The sequence below is a fragment of the Streptosporangium sp. DT93 genome, from assembly GCF_049844535.1.
Taxonomy (GTDB): domain Bacteria; phylum Actinomycetota; class Actinomycetes; order Streptosporangiales; family Streptosporangiaceae; genus Streptosporangium.
The window spans coordinates 290,997-308,815 of sequence record NZ_JBNCLF010000004.1; the positions used below are offsets into that span (position 1 = coordinate 290,997).

Here is a 17,819-nt window from a genome sequence, read left to right on the forward strand (position 1 = left end):
CGTCGCGTGAGAGGCGCCCCGTGAAGGGCGCCCCGTGAGAGAAGCCCCGTGAGGCCGCCGGACGGATCATCCGTCCGGCGGCCTTCCCCGTCTCCTGGCCCGGCGACCCGTACGGGCGGGGAGGGCCGCCCCCCGTCCGGGCCCGGGGCGGTCCGCGGGGCCGGACGAGGAAGGCCGCGCCCCCTCCCGTGCCGGTGGTCGCGCGGCCCGGAGCCCGTTGGCTGTATACAGGTCTGCGTGGAACTGGACAGGCTTGATCGCGACATCATCGGGGCGCTCGTCGAGGACGCCCGCGCCACGTACGCGGAGATCGGTCAGCGGGTGGGCCTGTCGGCGTCGGCGGTGAAGCGGCGGGTGGACCGGTTGCGCGAGAGCGGGGCCATCACCGGTTTCACCGCCCGGGTGGAGCCCGCGGCGCTCGGCTGGACCACCGAGGCGTACGTGGAGCTGTTCTGCGCGGGCAAGACCTCCCCGTCGGAGATCGGGGTGGCGCTCGGCCGCCATCCCGAGGTGGTGTCGGCGTGCACGATCACCGGGGAGGCCGACGCGCTGCTGCACATCAGGGCCACCGACGTGCGGCACGTGGAGCGGGTGATCGAGCGCATCGCCGCCGAGCCGTTCGTGGTGCGGACCAAGAGCTCCATCGTGCTCTCCCGGCTGATCGAGGCGCCCCTGGTGACCTCGCGCGGCGAGCCGTTCCTGGGCCCGCACAACGAATCGCCGTTCTTCGCCTGACAGACGCGGCAATCCTGTGCCGTAACGCAAGAACGACCCCTTGGCCTGCGGTAATGCCCTTTCTAGGCTGATGACGGCGCCGCCGGAGATCCGGCGGCGCCCGCCACCACGACCTTTCGTAACGGGGTTATCGATGACGAGGCATTACCTGATGTGCCGGCCGGACCACTTCACGGTCGAGTACGCGATCAATCCCTGGATGCACCCGGAGGCCGGTGCCGACCGGGAGGTCGCGATCAGGCAGTGGGAGACGCTCAGGAGCGTCTACCTCGACCTCGGGCACCGCGTGAGCCTCATCGAGCCGCTGGAGGGCCTGCCGGACATGGTCTTCGCCGCCAACGGCGCGCTGGTCGTGGACGGGCGGGTGTACGGCGCGCGGTTCGCCTACCCGCAGCGCGAGGCCGAGGGGCCGGCGTACCTGCGGTGGTTCACCGAGAACGGCCACGACCGGGTGCACGAGGCGGCCTTCGTCAACGAGGGCGAGGGCGACTTCCTCACCCTCGACCACCTGGTGCTGGCCGGCACGGGCTTCCGCACCGACATCACCGCCCACAAGGAGGCGCAGGAGTTCCTCGGCCGGCCGGTGGTGACGCTGCGGCTCGTGGACCCGCGCTTCTACCACCTGGACACGGCGCTCTTCCCGCTGAACGGGCACAACGTGGCCTACTTCCCCGGCGCCTTCTCCCCCGGGAGCCGCGAGGTGCTGCGGAACCTCTTCCCCGACGCCGTCCTGGCGAGCGAGGAGGACGCGCTCACGTTCGGCCTCAACTCGGTCAGCGACGGCGTCAACGTGGTGATCAGCGCCGAGGCCGCCGGCCTGCAGCTGGAGCTCAAGCGCCGCGGCTTCGAGGTCGTCCCGGTGGACCTGTCGGAGCTGCTCAAGGCCGGCGGCGGGGCCAAGTGCTGCACACTGGAGATCAGGGAGCGCGTCGCGGGAGCGACGGTCCCGAGCCCGGAAGGGGTGGACGTATGACCGGCACGGACGAGTTCATCGCGCTGAGCGAGCGCCGCAGCGCGCACAACTACCACCCCCTGCCCGTGGTGATCAGTGAGGCGCGGGGCGCCTGGGTGGTCGACGTGGAGGGCCGGCGCTTCCTGGACTGCCTGTCGGGCTACTCGTCGCTGAACTTCGGCCACGGCAACGAGAAGATCATCGCGGCCGCGCAGGAGCAGCTCTCCCGGCTCACCCTGACCAGCCGCGCCTTCTTCCACGACCGGTTCGCCGCCTTCGCCACGGGCCTGGGCGACCTGACCGGCAAGGACATGGTCCTGCCGATGAACACCGGCGCCGAGGCCGTGGAGACCGCGATCAAGGTGGCCCGCAAGTGGGGGTACCAGGTCAAGCGCGTGACCCCCGACCGGGCCAACATCATCGTGATGGAGGACAACTTCCACGGCCGCACCACCACGATCGTGGGCTTCTCCACCGATCCCGACGCCCGCGGCGGCTTCGGCCCGTACACCCCGGGTTTCCGGATCGTGAAGTACGGCTCGATCGAGGCGATCCGCGAGGCGATCGACGCCGACACGGTCGCGGTGCTGCTGGAGCCGATCCAGGGCGAGGCCGGGGTGCTGGTCCCGCCGGACGGCTACCTCACCCAGGTCCGCGAGCTGTGCACCGCGGAGAACGTCCTGATGATCGCCGACGAGATCCAGTCCGGTCTGGGCCGTACGGGCGAGACCTTCGCCTGCGACCACGAGGGCGTCGTCCCCGACGTCTACGTGCTGGGCAAGGCCCTGGGCGGCGGCGTGGTCCCGGTCTCGGCGATCACCGCGAACGAGGACGTGCTCGGCGTGATCGGCCCCGGCCAGCACGGCTCCACCTTCGGCGGCAACCCGCTGGCCTGCGCGGTCGCGAGCACGGTCGTCGAGATGCTCGCCACCGGCGAGTACCAGGCCCGCGCCAGGGAGCTCGGCGCGGTCATGCACGAGGAGCTGAACGCCCTGATCGGCCACGGCGTGGTGGCCGTGCGCGGGCGCGGCCTGTGGGCCGGGGTCGACATCGACCCGACCCTGGCGAGCGGGCGGGAGGTCTCCGAGGCGCTGATGGCCCACGGCGTGCTGGCCAAGGACACCCACGGCTCGACCGTCCGCCTCGCCCCGCCGCTCGTGATCTCCGAGGAGGACGTGCGCTGGGCGATCGGCAGGCTCGGCGCGGTCCTGGAGGAACTCGCGCGCTGACCCTCCCGCACCGCCTCCGCACCGCCTCCGGCGCCCGGTCCCGTACCGGGCGCCTTCTCGTGTGCCCCTCGGGGGCGCTACCTCGCGGCGCGTCCCACCCGGTGGGGCTCGGTCTCGCGGGGGGCCTCCTCCAGCTCCACCGTGGTGATCTCGGTGATCTCGGTGCCGGTGGCGGTGTCCCAGCGGACCGAGACCGGGGAGGTGTCCAGCAGGAGGACGGCCACCGCGTTGGAGAACCACGGGCCGTTGGTGATCCGCCACTTGAAGGGGGGCTGGGGGATCCTCGCCAGCTTGGAGAGCACGCGGCCGATCAGGCTGGCGATGCCGAACTGGGCGATGATGTTGGCGAACCGGAGGGTGCGGCTCAGCGGGTTGCGGATCGGGGAGCAGACGAGCTGGTGGATCGGCAGGTCGATGGCCTTGGCGACGTAGGAGTAGTGCACGTCGCCCGAAAGCATGATCACCGGCTTGCCCAGGCCCGCGAGCAGTGTGGACAGGTCCTCGAAGGAGCGGCGGAAGGCCGCCCAGTGCTCCAGGTCCACGGCCTGGCGCAGCATCTCCGACACGCGCGCCACGGTCTTGCCCCAGGCGCCCTGGGCCAGGGCCTCGTTCCAGTTCTGGATGTGGTGGATGCCCGCCGGGAGCAGGAACGGCACCGAGGAGCCGATCACGAAGCGTTCCGCGCCGCCCCTGGAGAGCTGCTCGGTGAGCCACTCCCACTCCACCGGGTCGAGCATGCGCCGGTCGGAGGGGTCGAGCTGCCGGGAGCAGCGGGAGTCGAGCATGATCAGGCGGGTGGACCCGAGGTCGCGGGAGTAGCTCCACCGGCTGTCGGCGGGGACGTCGTAGGCGTGCTCGGCGAACGCGTCGAGGATCTCGGCCCCGTCACCCTCGGTCGCGTACACCTTGCCGAGCACCTCGTCGGCGGCGCGCTCGTCCGGTGACATGTTGCCCAGGTGCTGGTAGACCCAGTAGGCGCCGAGCCCGGCGACCACCCGGTGCCGCCACCAGGAGACCTTCTCCATCGCCGTGCGCCAGGACAGGGAGGTGTTGAAGTCGTCGCGCAGGTCGTGGTCGTCGAAGATCATCGCGGTGGGGACGGTGGAGAGGATCCAGCGGATCTCCGGGTCGGTCCACGCGATCCGGTACAGCTCGGCGTACTCCTCGAAGTCGGCGATCTCCTTCTTCGGGTCGCTGTCCCTGCGGTTGGCGATGAACTCCAGCATCTCCGAGGACGGCTCGTCGGCGTAGACCTGGTCGCCCATGAGCAGCACCATGTCGGGCCAGCGCTCCTCGGGGGCGTCCATCAGCGTGCACCCGTACGCGCGCAGCACGTCCACCCCGTGGGAGATCGTGTGCAGGGTGTCGTGCGGCACGCTGGTCCGGCAGGAGCCGAACATCACCTTCTGCGGCCCGTCGGGGCCGAGCAGGCGGATGCGGCTCGGGGGGTGGTCCGGCAGCGGCCAGACCGTCTTCTCGTCCAGGCGCACCTCGTAGGTCCCGCCGTCGCGGACGTCGACGATCGCGTAGTGGTGGCCGTGGACGGTGAACGTCCTGGCCTCCGAACGCACACCGGCGACCTCGACCGCCACCTGGCACGGCTCACTCGTCTCCAGCCATACCGAGGCGCTCGTCTCGTCGACGTAGCGCAGCATCGGTCCGACCACAAGTTCCGGCACGTTCATCCCCTCAGTCACTACGGGACGGCAGGCGCTCGTCGTCGAGCCCTGCCAGATCTGCGCGTTCCTCCCCGATTGCCCTGAGACGCCGGTCGATAACTACGCATCGTCCGGCAGGGGGATCGCGGCGCGCCCGGAAAGCCCGGGCGCCGGTCACGAGAGGGGAACACGGCTCGTCACTGCTCGTCACTCCTCGCCGCTCGTCGTCCCGGTCCGGCCCCGCCGCCCGACGGCCGGATGGACACCGTCCAGGGGTTTCCGGGTGCACCACCACACTACCCGCGACCTGGCCAAGGGTGGCATCCGTTCCATCTGCGCACAGATGCCCACAAGGTCACCCCATCGGGGGCGACGTCGGCCGCGACGCCCCCTCCCCCCGGTCGCCGGGCATCCTCCGGACGCACCGTTCCCACTGGCCCGACTTTAATTATTTTTAGGCGTTTTGTCCTTTTAATCCGTTTCTTCTGAGTTCTTAGCGGTATGGCACATAGGAAGCCAACAGGGGGAGAAAAAAGGATGATTACCCAGGAGCAGATCCCGATGGTGATCGACCACCAGCTCTACGACTCCGCAGGACAGAAGGTCGGCGAGGTCAAGCACGTCTACCTCGACGACAGCACCGGCAAGCCCGAGTGGCTGTGCGTGAAGACCGGGCTGTTCGGGATGAAGGAGACCTTCGTCCCCATCCAGAGGGCGTCCGTGGTCGGTGACCACGTGGAGGTCGAGTACGACAAGGCACGCATCAAGGACGCCCCCAACGTCGACGTCGAGTCCGGCGGACACCTCTCGCAGGACGAGGAGCGCAGGCTCTACGAGTACTACGGCGTGAGCTGGGGCGGGAACGACAGGCCCGGCAAGGGGGACAAGAGCCACGCGGGCATGCACGGGAACACCGGACGCGACACGATGTCCGGCTCACCGGGACGCGACCGCCCGACGCCCAGCTCCATGCCCGGCTCCCAGGGACGCGCCCGGCGCGGCGACGACGCGATGCCCCGTTCCGAGGAGAGGCTCAACGCCGGCACCGAGTCCCACGAGACCGGCAAGGCACGGCTGCGCAAGTACGTGGTCACCGAGGAGAAGTAGATCACCGTACCGGTCACCCGCGAGGAGGTGCGCATCGAGCGGGAGCCCGTCACCGACGCCAGCCGGGCCGGCGCGATGAGCGGCTCCGACATCACCGGGGCCGAGCACGAGGTCACCCCGCACGCCGAGCGGGCGGTGGTCACCACCGAGGCCGTGCCGGTCGAGCAGATCAGGATGAGCAAGGAGCAGGTCACCGAGCAGGAGAGGGTGTCGGGAAAGGTCCGCAAGGAGCACGTCGAGGTCGACCTCGACGGCGAGGGGGACGGCCGCACGGGCCGCGACCACTGACCTCCCGCGTCGCGGCCGCGCTCACGACCGGCCGGTCGCGACGGCCGCCTCCAGCTCGGTGAGGTCCGGCGGGCGGGCTCCGGCCCGCTCGCAGGCCAGGGCCCCCGCCGCCACCGCCCGGTGGACCAGGCGTTCCAGGGCCGCCCGATCGGCGGGCAGCCGGGGCCGTCCGTCGTGGAGAAGGCCCGCCAGGAGGGACGCCTGGAAGGCGTCGCCCGCGCCGATGGTGTCGACGACCCGGACCGACCGGGCCGGGACCGACACCTCCGTCCCGGCGGTGAAGCCGTGCGCGCCTCCGGCGCCGTCGGTCAGCACGACCAGGTCCGGGCCCAGGCCGAGCAGGTCGCGCGCCGCCTCCGAGGGGGGGATCCCAGGATAGAGCCAGGACAGGTCCTCAGTGCTGGCCTTGACCACGTCGGCGACGGCGGCGAACCTCTCGGCCGTGGCCCGGTAGGCCGCCCGGTCGGCCTGGGCACGGGGGCGGACGTTGAGGTCGACCGCGACCATGCCGCCCGGGCGCGACCGGAACGACCCGCACGTCTCGTGGACGCGGCTCGCGCCGGGCTCCACCGCGATCGCCAGGGAACCGGTCGCCAGCAGCGTCGCGCCCTCGGGGACCGGCAGGTCGAGCGGGTCCCAGGCGGCCAGGAAGTCGTAGTCGGCTCCCCCGGTCGTGGCGTCGACGTAGGCCAGGGCCAGGGCGGTGCGTCCCGAGGCCGTCCGCGCCCGGACGACCGGAAGGCCGGAGGCCCCGAGGTGCTCGGCGACCAGGGCGCCCGGTATGTCGTCGCCCCAGCAGGTCAGGAGTGTCGTGGGGACGCCGAGCCGGTGCAGCCCGACCGCGAGGTTGGCGGGGCTGCCTCCGGCCAGCGGCGTGACGACGGCCGCGTCGGAGCGCCACACGAGGTCGACGAGGGTCTCACCGATCACCACGGCCGTCATGACGCACGCCCCACTTCGCCGGATCTGTCGTGATCTCCAGTGTGCCCAGGGCTCACGCCCCCACACGGCAGGGGCGGTCATCCGCCCGCGGCGACGACGATGTCCTCGCAGATCGCGTGGGTGACCAGGGCGTCGCCCGCGTCCACGACCGTGCCCGAGCCGACCGCGTCGAGGAACTCGTGACAGATCTGCTCGATGCCCCGCTGCCGGGAGACCGGGGTCCAGTCGCCCCGCCGGGTCAGCCTCTCGCCGCCGGAGCCGCCGAAGGAGTCGAGGGAGTGGTCGAGCACCTCGGCCAGGCCGACCACCCGCCGCCTGAAGCCACCGCCCGTCACCTCGACGGTCTCCTCGGCCGAGCCGCTCATCCTGCTCATGATCCCGAAGGCGGTGAAGCCGTCCCCGGAGAGTTCCAGCGTCACGTGCTCCAGCAGCCCGCTCTCGACCCGGACGCGGATGCCGGTCCGCTCGATCTCGCCCGGCACCAGGAACCTGAGCGTGTCCACGACGTGGATGAAGTCGTCGTAGACGACCGTCCGCGGGTCCGCCGGCCGGCGGGCCCGGTGTTTCTGCATCACCACCAGGTCGCGGGGAAGGTCCCGCAGGGCGGCGTAGTCCGGTGCCCGGCGCCGGTTGAAGCCGACGAGCAGCGACCGCCCGCACTCCCTGGCCAGGCGGACCAGGCGCTCGGACTCGGCGAGGGTGGAGGCGATCGGCTTGTCCAGGTAGACGTGGACGCCCGCGCGCAGCAGCGGCTCGACGACCTCCGGGTGCGCCGCGGTCGCCACGTGGACGAAGGCCGCCTCGACCCCCGCGCCGAGCAGCTCCTCCACCGAGGAGAACCGCGGCCAGATCCGGTAGGCGTCGCCGAGCCGGTCGAGCCTGGCCCGGTCGCGGGTGCACAGGTGCAGCTCCAGGCCAGGCGTGGCACCGAGGACGGGAAGGTACGCCTTCTCCGCGATGTCCCCCAGGCCGATGACAGCGATCCTCATGCTCCGAGCGTACGGCGCGCGTGTCGTGCGCGGAGAGACCGTCAGTGGCTCGCGCGGACGTGATGTCGGTGGTTGTCGCCAGGTGCTCCCGCCAGGGTGCCAACGGATGTTCGTGGTGTGCTCCGGCTGTTTCTCCGCCATGGCCCGTCTCGTGTCCATGTCCTTCGCGGCCTGAACGCCGGAGAGCCCGTGTGACGTCCGTGGTCGCGACGTGCTGAATCAGGGTGGGGGAACGGGGGAGGCCGGTGGCCGGTGGCGGGTGTCGGCGACGGTCTTCAAGGTCAGGTCGTAGGCGTTGAGGACCTCGTCGATGGGCTCGAAGTAGGAGGTGCCGCCCTGGCCGCAGTCGCCCGAGCCGCCGGAGGCGATGCCCTGGGCCTGGTCGAAGGAGATGAAGGGGCCGCCGGAGTCACCGGCCTCGGCGCAGACACTGGTGCGGGTCAGTCCGAAGACGTTGCCCTGGGGGTAGGTGACGCTGGCGTCGCGTTGCTGGATGAGACCGCAGTGCAGACCGCCGGCAGCGTCGGAGCGGCAGACCGAGGCTCCCTCGAGGGCGATCCGGGCGCCGGCGACGGGCACGGTGCCGCCCTCGCCGTCGTCCACCTCCGGGGCGGTGCGCCAGCCTCTGTCGACCTGCACCCAGGAGTGGTCGCCGCCGGGGAAGAGAGACCCGCGAAAGACTCCCTGGACGGTTCCGTTGAAGCCGGTGGTCCTGGTGCCGGTCCTGCCGCAGTGCCCGGCGGTGACGAAACCGCTCCGGGTGCCCGTGAACACGGCGAAGCCCACCGAGCACCGGCTGGTGAGGCCGACGTGGAAGGCGTTGCCGCCCAGCACGTCCTGCACCGCCGGGGCGTGCAACGGCTCGGGCACCTCGGTGGAGGGCAGGACGACCACCGCGGCGTTGTCCACCCCGACGGCCTCGATGACGTTCTGGGTCTCGTCGGTCCTCTGGGCCAGCAGCACCACTCTGTTGCGCTTGGCATCGACATAGCGCACGCTGGACACCAGCCGCTTCACCGGCAGTGCCCTGTCGAGCATGCTCTTGATCGCGGCCAGTTCGCTCAGCGAACGGGGAACGATCTCCGCGTGGGCACCGGCGGCCAGGATCATCGGGGTGTCGGCGGCGCTGGTGGTGGCCACCACCAGCCTGAGTGCGCTGGGTCCCCGCAACCAGGCACCGGCGAAACGCGTTCCGAGCCGTATGCGCAACTGCGCCGCGACCGGGCTCAGGCGGGCCTCGTTCAGCAGCCGGGTCCGAGCCTGTTCCGGCGTCAGGCCCAGATCGCGCTGCATCGCCCTCAGCATGGCCGGTGACGGATCCGGCTGCGCGACGGTGGCCGTGGTCACCCTGGTCATCCTTGCCACCGTGGTCGTCGCCGCAGTGGCCGCGGTGGTGGTCGCTGTGGTGGTCGCTGTGGTGGCCGGCCGGTCCGCCCGGCGTGCGGCTCCGGCCGGGACCGCGGCCAGCGCGACAGCGGTGACGGCCACGACGCAGCCTCTGCTCACAGCATGGCCGGCAGACATACGCCCTCCTTGACCTCGGTTCTCAAAACGCGAGGGGAGGGCCACCCCGCATCACTGGATGATCGTGCGACGCGGGCAACGTGATCCTAGATCAGCGGTTGCCGTCCACGGCCGCGCCACGCGGACGGCCACCCGGTTCTCACGATGACCGGGCTTTCCCCACGGTGGTCATGGCGTCGTGTAGCCCAGCGTGTAGGAGCCGGTGCCGCTTGAGGAGAGGACCATGTAGCGGTAGTCGCCGGGCAGGCCCCAGTAGCCGAGTTCCTCGAAGGATTGGGGGCTGTCGGAGGCCGCGACGGTGTTCCAGACCGATCCGGTCTGCTTTTGCAGGTAGAGATCGAAGTCTCCGTCGGGTCTGCCGTTCAGGCAGCCGTAGTGGTTGCCGGCGACCGTCGTACGGTAGGGCGAGCCGACGGGCCGGTAGACCGACTGGGCTCCGGCCAGCGTGCCGGTGGCGGTCTGGGGGTAGCCCGTGCAGACGCCCGTGCTGGGCATGCGGGCCGTGTCGTCGGTGATCAGGGTCAGGTCGTAGGCGGTGAGGGTGTCCCCGATCGGCTGGACGTAGGTGACGCCGCCGTCGGGGCAGTTCCCTGAGCCGCCCGAGACGACTCCCTGGGCCTGGTCGACCGAGAGCATGGCGGCGCCCGAGTCGCCGGCCTGACCGCAGGTGCTGGTGCGTATCAGGTGGTCGACGACCCCCTGCGGATAGGTGACGTCGGCGTCGCGCTGGGTGATGACGCCGCAGCGCCAGTTGAGACCGGTGCTGGAGGATCCGGACAGGCAGACCGAGGCGCCCTCGACGGCCTGCCTGTGGCCGGAGACATGAATGGTGCCACCGCTGTCGTTGCCCACCAGTGGCCGGGGGACCCAGGTGTCGTTGACCGCGACCCAGGAGTGGTCGTCGCCCGGGAACGTCGAGGCCTGCACGACGCCCTGGGGGAGCCGGTTAAAACCGACGGTGGTCACATTCGGGGTGCCGCAGTGCCCGGCGCTGACGAACCCCTTGCGATCACCGTGCGTCACCGAGAAACCGATCGAACAGCGGGTCCCGGCGCCGGTGAGGTAGGCCTGGCCACCCACCAGATCGATCTTCAGATCGGCCGTCAGGTCGGCCGACGGGCCGAGAAGCCGCACGGTGGTGGGCAGGGAGCGGGGCTGTTCGGCTGAGGCGATCACCTTCACCGCGTCGGAGGCGAGGCCGGTGGTCCTGACGATTTTCGCAGCCGCCTGGGGGGTGGCCGACCGGACGATGACCTTGTTGGTCCTGACGTCGATGTAGCGCACGCTGCTCACCGACGAGAGAGGCCCGGCGGCGAGCCTGTCCTTGATCGCCTGCAGTTCGGCCAGTGACCGTCGCACGAGGAGGGGGCGTGCGCCCTGGGCGGTGATCTCGGTGAGGTCGGCGGGGCTGGTGGTGGCCACCACCAGGGTCCGCGCGGTGGGTTCCAGCAGCCAGGATCCGGCGAAACGGGTGCCGAGCCGTCTGCGCAACTGCGCCGCGATCGGGGCCAGGCGGACCTCGTTGAGCAGACGGCTCCGGGCCTGGTCCTCGGTGAGGCCCAGGTCGCGTTGCAGGACCACAAGCATGCCCACGGGCGGTTTTGCCGCGACGGACCGATCGAGGGCTTTGTCACCGGGAGCGGCCGAGGTCACCTGGGCGGGGTGGGTGGCGAGGGCCGAGGCCCCCACCGGGGCAAGAGCGGTGATCGCCAGGCACCATCCCATGACGGCGGCACGCGTGCGGAACATGATGATCTCCTCGACCTCGGCTGTGTGAGCGTGAGGGGAGATCGCCTCGTGGCACCGGTCAAGCCGGTACGCGACGATGTCATCGTAATGCGGCCACCGCCGCTCAAAGCCCCAAAAGCTTTGCGCCACGCTGACGGCGACGACGTGCGGGCCGAAGGTGGGGGATCGTCCGCGCGACCCACCGGCGGCGATCCCGCGCATCCGCCGGCATCGTCTCCGCGCGACGGCGCGGCCTACGCCGCGACGGCCAGGCGCTCGCGCCACCACCCGAGCGTCGCGGTCAGCGCCTCGTCCATCGGGGTCGGCTCGATCCCGAACGCCTCCCGGGTGGCGGCCGAGTCCAGGACGAAGGGACGGACGAACTGGTAGCGCAGCTCCTCCAGCTCCCTGAGCATCGGCGAGAAGACCCCGGCGGCGCGCAGCAGCACGTGGGGCACGGGCTTGACCCCCGGGTCGCGGACCCCGGCGAGCGCGCTCAGGCGCGCGGCGACCTCGCGCACCGTCATCGGCTCGTTCGTCGGGACGTGCCACGCGCGGCCCCAGGCGCGCTCCCCCTCGCCCGCCGCGACCAGGGTCCGCGCGACGTCGGGCACGTAGGTCCAGCTGTGCGGCTGGTCGGGGTCCCCGGCGAAGCGGGGGGTCTTTCCGGACAGCAGCGCGGGGACGAGCCTCTCCCCCAGGTGCGACTGGTCGAGGCAACCGGGGCCGAAGAAGTCCGAGCCGCGCACCTCGGTGACCCTGGACCGGCCCGCCTCGTGCGAGGCCAGGGCCTCCTGCCACACCCGGGCCCGGATCCCGCCCTTGACGCTGGGCGGCGTCAGCGGGTCGTCCTCCCTCATCGGCCGGTCGGGTGCGGCGTAGACGTAGAGGTTGCCGAGGATGACGTACCCCGCGCCGGTGGTCTCGGCGGCTCCCAGCATCGACGCGGCGAGCGGCGGCCAGTCGCGCGCCCACTCGTGGTAGCGCGGGTTGACGCAGTTGTAGAGGACGGAGGCGCCCCGGGTCAGGGAGGTCAGCCGCTCGCGGTCGCTCACGTCGGCGGCGACCCTGCGGACGCCCGGCAGGTCGGGCCCCGAGCCCGAGCGGCTGAGGAGGACGACCTCGTGCCCCTGCCCGGCCAGCAGCCCGGCGACGTGGGAGCCGACCTGACCCGCTCCGGCGATGACGTGCTTGGCCATGATCTTCTTCCTTCACTGATCGTCGGCGTACCGGACCGGCGGGACCGGCCGGCCCTCCCGGAGGTTTCGGGAGATTGCCGTTTCGTTCTGTGAGCAATGCTCTCTCTTGAGAGCATCGTTCGTCAAGAGCAGTGCTCTCTTTTCTTCCGGGTGCTCTGATATGGTCGGGGCATGAGTTCGAGCCTCACCGCACGAGAGAGGGTCAGAGCCGAGCTGACCCGCGAGATCGCCGACGTCGCCCGCAGGCAGCTCGCCGTCGACGGCGCGAGCGGCCTGTCCCTGCGCGCCGTCGCCCGCGAGATGGGCATGGCCTCCTCGGCGGTCTACCGCTACTTCCCCTCCAGGGACGACCTGCTCACGACCCTGATCGTCGACGGCTACAACGCCCTCGGCGAGGCCGTGGAGAACGCCGACGCGGCCGTCCCGCCCGGCGACCACGCGGGCAGGTGGATGGCGATCTGCCACGCCGTACGGGACTGGGCGCTGGCCCACCCGCACGAGTACGCCCTGCTGTACGGCTCCCCCGTGCCCGGCTACAAGGCGCCGCAGGACACCGTTCCCGCGGCGGTCCGCGACACCGTCGTCTACGGCCGGATCGTCTCCGACGCCCACCGGGCCGGGGCCCTGAACCCCCCGGACGCCCACCACCCGCCCGTCCCCGCGTCCTTCCGCGACGACGCGGCGCGCGTGCGCGCGCTCATGCCCGGCGTTCCCGACGACGCGATCGTCCGCGGCCTGATCGCCTGGACCGGATTGTTCGGCTGGGTCAGTTTCGAGATGTTCGGCCAGTTCAACAACACGATCCTCGACCTCAGGGCCGCCTTCGACCACGCCATGCGCTGCCACGCCCGGACGATGGGGCTGCCCGCGTAGTACGTCACGATGTCATCGCGACCGGTAACGCCTCTTCATCTGTCGTGATAAACGAGATGAATCAGCTCTTAATGAGCAAAACAGAGGCGAGAGGCGCTCCCGACTCCATGGTGGACAGCCCCATTCACGGCGAAGGCGTGACGGTACGCGCCCTTTTCGAGCGGAATTCCTTTGCCCTGGATTACTACCAGCGGGAATACACCTGGACGCGGCACGAGGTCGGCACGCTCATCGACGACCTGGCCCAGAAGTTCCTCGACCAGTGGGACGTGCTGCACGACCGCGACGAGGTCGGCCACTACGCGCCGTACTTCCTCGGCCCGTACGTCTACCACGAGAGCGGCGGCCGCACCTTCCTGGTGGACGGCCAGCAGCGGGTCACCACCCTGCACCTCGTGCTGATCTACCTGCGCCAGCTCCTGCTCGACCAGGACATGGGGATCTACGCCAGCGAGCTGGAGCGGCTCACCTACACCGCGCGGCACGGGAGGCGGAGCTTCAAGGTCGGCGGCTCCGAGGAGCTGGCCCGCGCGCAACTGCTCAACTCCCTGGTCGGGGACTGGAACGGCCTCGCGGGGTTCACGCTGCCCGACGACGCGCACGTCTCGGTCCGCAACCTGCACGACCGCAGCAGGGAGATCGACGGGGAGTTCCCCGAGGTGCTGCGCGGCGAGGCCCTGGTGCCCTTCGTCCGCTGGCTGCTCGACAGGGTCTGCCTGGTCGGCATCCGGGCCCTCGGCCAGGAGAACGGCCGCGAGATCTTCGTCTCGATGAACGACCGGGGACTGCGGCTGAACCACGTGGACCTGCTCAAGGGCCACCTCTTCCGCCGGGTCGGCCCCCAGGCGCGCAAGGAACTGGGCGAGGCGTGGGCCGGCATGCTCGCCCGCCTGACCGCCGCCGACACCGACTCCCCCGAGACCGGCACGCCCAGCTCCTACGTCCGCTCGTTCCTGCTGGCGCGGTACGCGCAGTTCGACGAGACCCCCGGCGGCGCCCCCTCCACCGACGCCGCCGAGATCGGGCGGGCCGCCCACGAGTGGATCCTGCGCAACGACCTGCAGCTCGGCCTCGGCCATCCCGCCGGGGCGCGCGACTTCGTCCGCAGGCTGACGGAGACCTCGAAACGCTACTGCGAGCTGCTGCGCGCCCGCCGGAAGTACAGGTCCGACCTGGCCTCCGTCCACTTCAACGGCCACAACGGCATCGACGACCAGTTCACGCTGCTGCTCTGCGTCGTCTCCCCCGACGACCCCGACGAGGTGTTCACCCGCAAGTGCTCGATGGTCGCCTCGTTCCTCGACCTCGTCTACGTGCGCAGGTGCGTCAACAACCTGCCGGTGCAGCGGCGCGACCTCGACGAGATCGTCCACCGGCTGATCCCCCTCCTGCGCATCTGCCGGACCGTCGAGGACGTCGCGGTCGTCCTCGGCCGGGAGACGTCCCTGCTGGAGTACGACTTCCGGGAGCTGGCCACCTTCGGGCTGCGGGCCAACAACCGCCGCCTGGTCCGCTACCTGCTCTCCCGCGTGACCGCCCACGTGCAGCGGGCGTGCGAGGGCGGCGACCACGAGTACGGCTTCCTGCGGGGGGCGCGCGACTACGAGATCGAGCACATCTGGGCCAACCGCTTCGAGCGGCACGGGAACGACGTGGAGACCCGGGCGGAGTTCTACATCCGGCGCAACCGCCTCGGCGCCCTGCTGCTGCTCCCCAAGTCCGTCAACGCGAGCTTCCGGGACGACCCCTACGCCAAGAAGCTCGAGCACTACTACGCCGAGAACCGGCTCGCGGCCTCCCTGCACCCCAAGAGCCGCCAGCGCAACACGCCGTTCACCCACTACCTGCGGGAGTCGGGGCTGGAGAGGGCGTTCCGGCCCTGCGAGACGTTCGGCGTGCCCGAGATCGAGCAGCGCCAGCACCTCTACCGGCTGCTCTGCGAGGAGGTCTGGAACCCGGCCGGGCTCGGCTTCCGCCTCCCCGCGATCGACCTTCCCGCCCCCTCCCCCGAACCGTCCGCGTCACGCCGCCGCTACGGCGTCGAGCTCGTCGACCTGATCAGGGTCGGCCTGGTGGCGCCGAACACCAAGATCTTCCGTACGGTCAGGGGCGAGATCCACTTCGCCACGGTCGAGGAGGACGGGAGGATCAGGGTGGCGGCGACGGGCCAGGCGTACCACTCCCTGTCCGCCGCGGGCATCGCGGTCGCCGGGACGAAGGCGTGCGCGGGCTGGGACGTGTGGCGCGTCGAGCGCGAGGGGGCCGTGATGCCGCTGAAACGCCTCCGCGAGGAGGCCCTCACCCGCGGCCTGATCCCCCGGTCCTGACCCCTCGACACCCCGGGTCCTGACCCCGCGGCCCTGACCCCTCGGCACCCCGGGTCCTGACCCCGCGGCCCTGACCCCTCGGCACCCCGGGTCCTGACCCCTCGGCGGCCCGTGTCCCGCCTTCTACGGCTCCCCGCGACGCGTCCCCGGGCGGCCGTCTCGCCGTCGTTCGTGCGCCCGTCGTCCGGTCGGCGATCAACCGATCGGCTGACTCCGCGGCCCCGCCGTTCGACGGCCCGGTCCCGTCCCCTGGCCGATGTCGCGAAAGCCCTGGTCATAGGAGGCTGAACGCAGGCCGAACGGCCACGGACCAGCCCGAGAGGACATCACATGCCACCGGTGATCGAGGTACGGAACCTCCACAAGCGCTACGACGACAAGATCGCGGTCGACGACGTCTCGCTCACCGTGCAGGAGGGTGAGATCTTCGGGATCCTCGGCCCGAACGGCGCCGGCAAGACGACGACCGTGGAGTGCGTCGAGGGCCTGCGCACGCCGGACCGGGGCGAGATCAGGGTGCTCGGCCTCGACCCCCGGCGGGACCGCGCCGAGCTGACCCCGTGTCTCGGTGTCCAGCCGCAGGCCGGCCACCTCCCCGACCGCCTCCAGGTCGCCGAGGCCCTGGAGCTCTACAGCTCCTTCTACCCCCGGCCGGCCGATTGGCGCGCCCTCATGCACGACCTCGGCCTGGCCGACAAGGCCAGGACCGGCTACGCCAAGCTGTCCGGCGGCCAGAAACAGCGGCTGTCGATCGCGCTGGCCCTCGTCGGCAACCCCCGGGTGGCGATCCTCGACGAGCTCACCACCGGCCTCGACCCGCAGGCGCGCCGCGACACCTGGGAGCTGATCGAGGGGGTCCGCTCCCGTGGGGTCACGATCGTGCTGGTCACCCACTTCATGGAGGAGGCCGAGCGGCTCTGCGACCGGCTGGCGCTGATCGACGCCGGCCGCGTCGTCGCCGTGGACACCCCGGCCGGCCTCACCGAACGGGCCCGCATCGAGCAGCGCATCCGGTTCCGCCCCTCCAGGCCGATCGACGACCACCTGCTGACGAGCCTGCCCGACGTCTCCCGCGTCACCCGCCGGGGAGAGCTGGTGATCGTCAGCGGCAACGGCAACGCCCTCAACGCCGTCACCGCCGTGCTGGCCCGCGACCACATCGTGGCCGAACTCCTGCGCGTCGAGCAGGCGAGCCTGGAGGACGCCTTCGTCGAGCTGACCGGCAGGCACCTCGCCCCCGTCTCCCGGTCCGGCTCCGCCTGACCCGAACCACCCGGCCCGAACCGCCCCGAACCACCCCGGTCCGGCCCAGCCCGCCCCGAACCACCCCGGTCCGGCCCAGCCCGCCCCGAACCACCCCGGTCCGGCCCAGCCCGCCCCGAACCGACCCGGTCCGGCTCGATCCCCCGGTTCGGCCCACTCCGGCTCGACCGCGAAGACCACGACACACACAAGGGAGCCACCCCCATGGCAGCCATGACCGCCACCACCGCACCCCCCGTCACCGCCCGTCGCGGCTCCACGACCTGGAGACTCGTCAAGGCCGAGAGCAAACTGTCCGTCCGCGACAAGGTCGGCCCCCTGTGGGGCGTCGGCTGCCCGCTGGTCGTGCTGGTCATCCTCGGCAGCGTCCCCGCCCTGCGGGAGCGCCAGGAGGCCGCAGGCGGCCTGACGATCTTCGAGCTCTACGTCCCCGTCCTGATCCTGTTCAACCTGGCCATCCTGGCCATGACCGCCCTGCCCACCACGCTCGCGGGCTACCGGGAGAACGGCGTCCTGCGCCGGATGCGGACCACGCCCGTCGGCCCCGCCCGCATGCTCACCGCCCAGCTCGCCGCCAACTTCGCCACAGCGCTCGTCGCGATGGTCCTCTTCCTCGCCGTCGCGGGACTCGGCTTCGGCGTACGCCTGCCACGGCACCTGCTCGGCTTCACCGTCTCCTGGCTGCTCGGGGCCGCCGCGCTGCTCGCCATGGGCCTGCTGATCACCGCGCTCGCCCCCGGACGCAACGCGGCCTCGGCGATCGGCACGACCCTGTTCTTCCCGATGATGTTCTTCGCGGGCCTGTGGGTACCGATCACCCAGATGCCGCCGGTGCTGCAGACCATCAGCCACTACACCCCGCTCGGCGCCGGCATGCGGGCCTTCCAGGACGCCTACCTCGGCCACTTCCCCTCCGCCGCCCCCCTGCTGATCCTGGCGGCCTACGCGGCCGGATGCGCGCTCGCCGCCGTCCGCTGGTTCCGCTGGGAATAGGCCCGATCCGCC

General features: G+C 71.3%; 13 protein-coding genes and 1 pseudogene. 8 read left to right on the forward strand and 6 right to left on the reverse strand.

Translation table 11 applies throughout. The features are described from left to right. Window positions 1–237 precede the first annotated feature (237 nt). The 3 genes from ACLQ2R_RS11695 to rocD all read left to right on the forward strand — a co-directional run bounded on the left by ACLQ2R_RS11695 (window position 238) and on the right by rocD (window position 2,916). Window positions 238–735: an Lrp/AsnC family transcriptional regulator gene (locus tag ACLQ2R_RS11695; RefSeq protein ID WP_425959437.1), complete on the forward strand. Its 498-nt coding sequence runs from the start codon at window positions 238–240 to the stop codon at window positions 733–735. A 133-nt stretch (window positions 736–868) separates the two neighbouring features. Further along, window positions 869–1,708, forward strand: a complete 840-nt coding sequence (gene ddaH, locus ACLQ2R_RS11700; protein WP_425959438.1) for a dimethylargininase — start codon at window positions 869–871, stop codon at window positions 1,706–1,708. Continuing rightward, window positions 1,705–2,916 (forward strand): ornithine--oxo-acid transaminase, encoded by a 1,212-nt coding sequence (rocD, locus tag ACLQ2R_RS11705; RefSeq protein ID WP_425959439.1) that lies wholly within the window; start codon window positions 1,705–1,707, stop codon window positions 2,914–2,916. Before ddaH ends, rocD begins: the two co-directional genes overlap by 4 nt. A 77-nt stretch (window positions 2,917–2,993) precedes the next feature. On the opposite strand, the gene ACLQ2R_RS11710 is transcribed toward rocD, so the two are convergent. Continuing rightward, window positions 2,994–4,595 carry an alkaline phosphatase D family protein gene (locus ACLQ2R_RS11710; protein ID WP_425959441.1) on the reverse strand — a complete coding sequence of 534 codons (1,602 nt, stop codon included), beginning with the start codon at window positions 4,593–4,595 and terminating at the stop codon, window positions 2,994–2,996. A 540-nt stretch (window positions 4,596–5,135) separates the two neighbouring features. On the opposite strand from ACLQ2R_RS11710, the pseudogene ACLQ2R_RS11715 reads away from it, so the two are divergent. Continuing rightward, a pseudogene (locus tag ACLQ2R_RS11715) lies at window positions 5,136–5,969 on the forward strand (DUF2382 domain-containing protein). A 21-nt stretch (window positions 5,970–5,990) separates the two neighbouring features. Here ACLQ2R_RS11715 and ACLQ2R_RS11720 read toward each other — a convergent pair. The 5 genes from ACLQ2R_RS11720 to ACLQ2R_RS11740 all read right to left on the reverse strand — a co-directional run bounded on the left by ACLQ2R_RS11720 (window position 5,991) and on the right by ACLQ2R_RS11740 (window position 12,351). Next, entirely contained in the window at window positions 5,991–6,911 is a 921-nt protein-coding gene (locus ACLQ2R_RS11720; protein WP_425959442.1) for a carbohydrate kinase family protein, read from the reverse strand. A gap of 77 nt (window positions 6,912–6,988) precedes the next feature. Then, on the reverse strand, window positions 6,989–7,900 hold the full coding sequence (locus ACLQ2R_RS11725) for a Gfo/Idh/MocA family protein (RefSeq protein ID WP_425959443.1): 912 nt from the start codon (window positions 7,898–7,900) through the stop codon (window positions 6,989–6,991). A gap of 219 nt (window positions 7,901–8,119) precedes the next feature. Beyond that, on the reverse strand, window positions 8,120–9,424 hold the full coding sequence (locus ACLQ2R_RS11730) for a S1 family peptidase (RefSeq protein WP_425959444.1): 1,305 nt from the start codon (window positions 9,422–9,424) through the stop codon (window positions 8,120–8,122). 168 nt (window positions 9,425–9,592) lie between these two features. Then, complete coding sequence (locus ACLQ2R_RS11735) at window positions 9,593–11,173, reverse strand: S1 family peptidase (protein ID WP_425959445.1); 1,581 nt, start codon at window positions 11,171–11,173, stop codon at window positions 9,593–9,595. 233 nt (window positions 11,174–11,406) lie between these two features. Next, window positions 11,407–12,351 carry an NAD-dependent epimerase/dehydratase family protein gene (locus ACLQ2R_RS11740; RefSeq protein WP_425959446.1) on the reverse strand — a complete coding sequence of 315 codons (945 nt, stop codon included), beginning with the start codon at window positions 12,349–12,351 and terminating at the stop codon, window positions 11,407–11,409. Between the two features lie 171 nt (window positions 12,352–12,522). On the opposite strand from ACLQ2R_RS11740, the gene ACLQ2R_RS11745 reads away from it, so the two are divergent. The 4 genes from ACLQ2R_RS11745 to ACLQ2R_RS11760 all read left to right on the forward strand — a co-directional run bounded on the left by ACLQ2R_RS11745 (window position 12,523) and on the right by ACLQ2R_RS11760 (window position 17,807). Beyond that, window positions 12,523–13,224, forward strand: a complete 702-nt coding sequence (locus tag ACLQ2R_RS11745; protein ID WP_425959447.1) for a TetR/AcrR family transcriptional regulator — start codon at window positions 12,523–12,525, stop codon at window positions 13,222–13,224. Between the two features lie 71 nt (window positions 13,225–13,295). After that, window positions 13,296–15,551 (forward strand): GmrSD restriction endonuclease domain-containing protein, encoded by a 2,256-nt coding sequence (locus ACLQ2R_RS11750; RefSeq protein ID WP_425959448.1) that lies wholly within the window; start codon window positions 13,296–13,298, stop codon window positions 15,549–15,551. Window positions 15,552–15,881: 330 nt separating this feature from the next. After that, window positions 15,882–16,814, forward strand: a complete 933-nt coding sequence (locus tag ACLQ2R_RS11755) for an ABC transporter ATP-binding protein (RefSeq protein ID WP_425959449.1) — start codon at window positions 15,882–15,884, stop codon at window positions 16,812–16,814. Window positions 16,815–17,018: 204 nt separating this feature from the next. Further along, window positions 17,019–17,807 carry an ABC transporter permease gene (locus ACLQ2R_RS11760; RefSeq protein WP_425959450.1) on the forward strand — a complete coding sequence of 263 codons (789 nt, stop codon included), beginning with the start codon at window positions 17,019–17,021 and terminating at the stop codon, window positions 17,805–17,807. Window positions 17,808–17,819 lie beyond the last annotated feature (12 nt).

Coding starts and splice junctions, on each gene's coding strand:
- ACLQ2R_RS11740 (WP_425959446.1), bottom strand. CDS start 12,351: ATGGCCAAGCACGTCATCGCCGGAGCGGGTCAGGTCGGCTCCCACGTC.
- ACLQ2R_RS11760 (WP_425959450.1), top strand. CDS start 17,019: ATGGCAGCCATGACCGCCACCACCGCACCCCCCGTCACCGCCCGTCGC.
- ACLQ2R_RS11745 (WP_425959447.1), top strand. CDS start 12,523: ATGAGTTCGAGCCTCACCGCACGAGAGAGGGTCAGAGCCGAGCTGACC.
- ACLQ2R_RS11735 (WP_425959445.1), bottom strand. CDS start 11,173: ATGTTCCGCACGCGTGCCGCCGTCATGGGATGGTGCCTGGCGATCACC.
- rocD (WP_425959439.1), top strand. CDS start 1,705: ATGACCGGCACGGACGAGTTCATCGCGCTGAGCGAGCGCCGCAGCGCG.
- ACLQ2R_RS11725 (WP_425959443.1), bottom strand. CDS start 7,900: ATGAGGATCGCTGTCATCGGCCTGGGGGACATCGCGGAGAAGGCGTAC.
- ddaH (WP_425959438.1), top strand. CDS start 869: ATGACGAGGCATTACCTGATGTGCCGGCCGGACCACTTCACGGTCGAG.
- ACLQ2R_RS11730 (WP_425959444.1), bottom strand. CDS start 9,424: ATGTCTGCCGGCCATGCTGTGAGCAGAGGCTGCGTCGTGGCCGTCACC.
- ACLQ2R_RS11755 (WP_425959449.1), top strand. CDS start 15,882: ATGCCACCGGTGATCGAGGTACGGAACCTCCACAAGCGCTACGACGAC.
- ACLQ2R_RS11720 (WP_425959442.1), bottom strand. CDS start 6,911: ATGACGGCCGTGGTGATCGGTGAGACCCTCGTCGACCTCGTGTGGCGC.
- ACLQ2R_RS11750 (WP_425959448.1), top strand. CDS start 13,296: ATGAGCAAAACAGAGGCGAGAGGCGCTCCCGACTCCATGGTGGACAGC.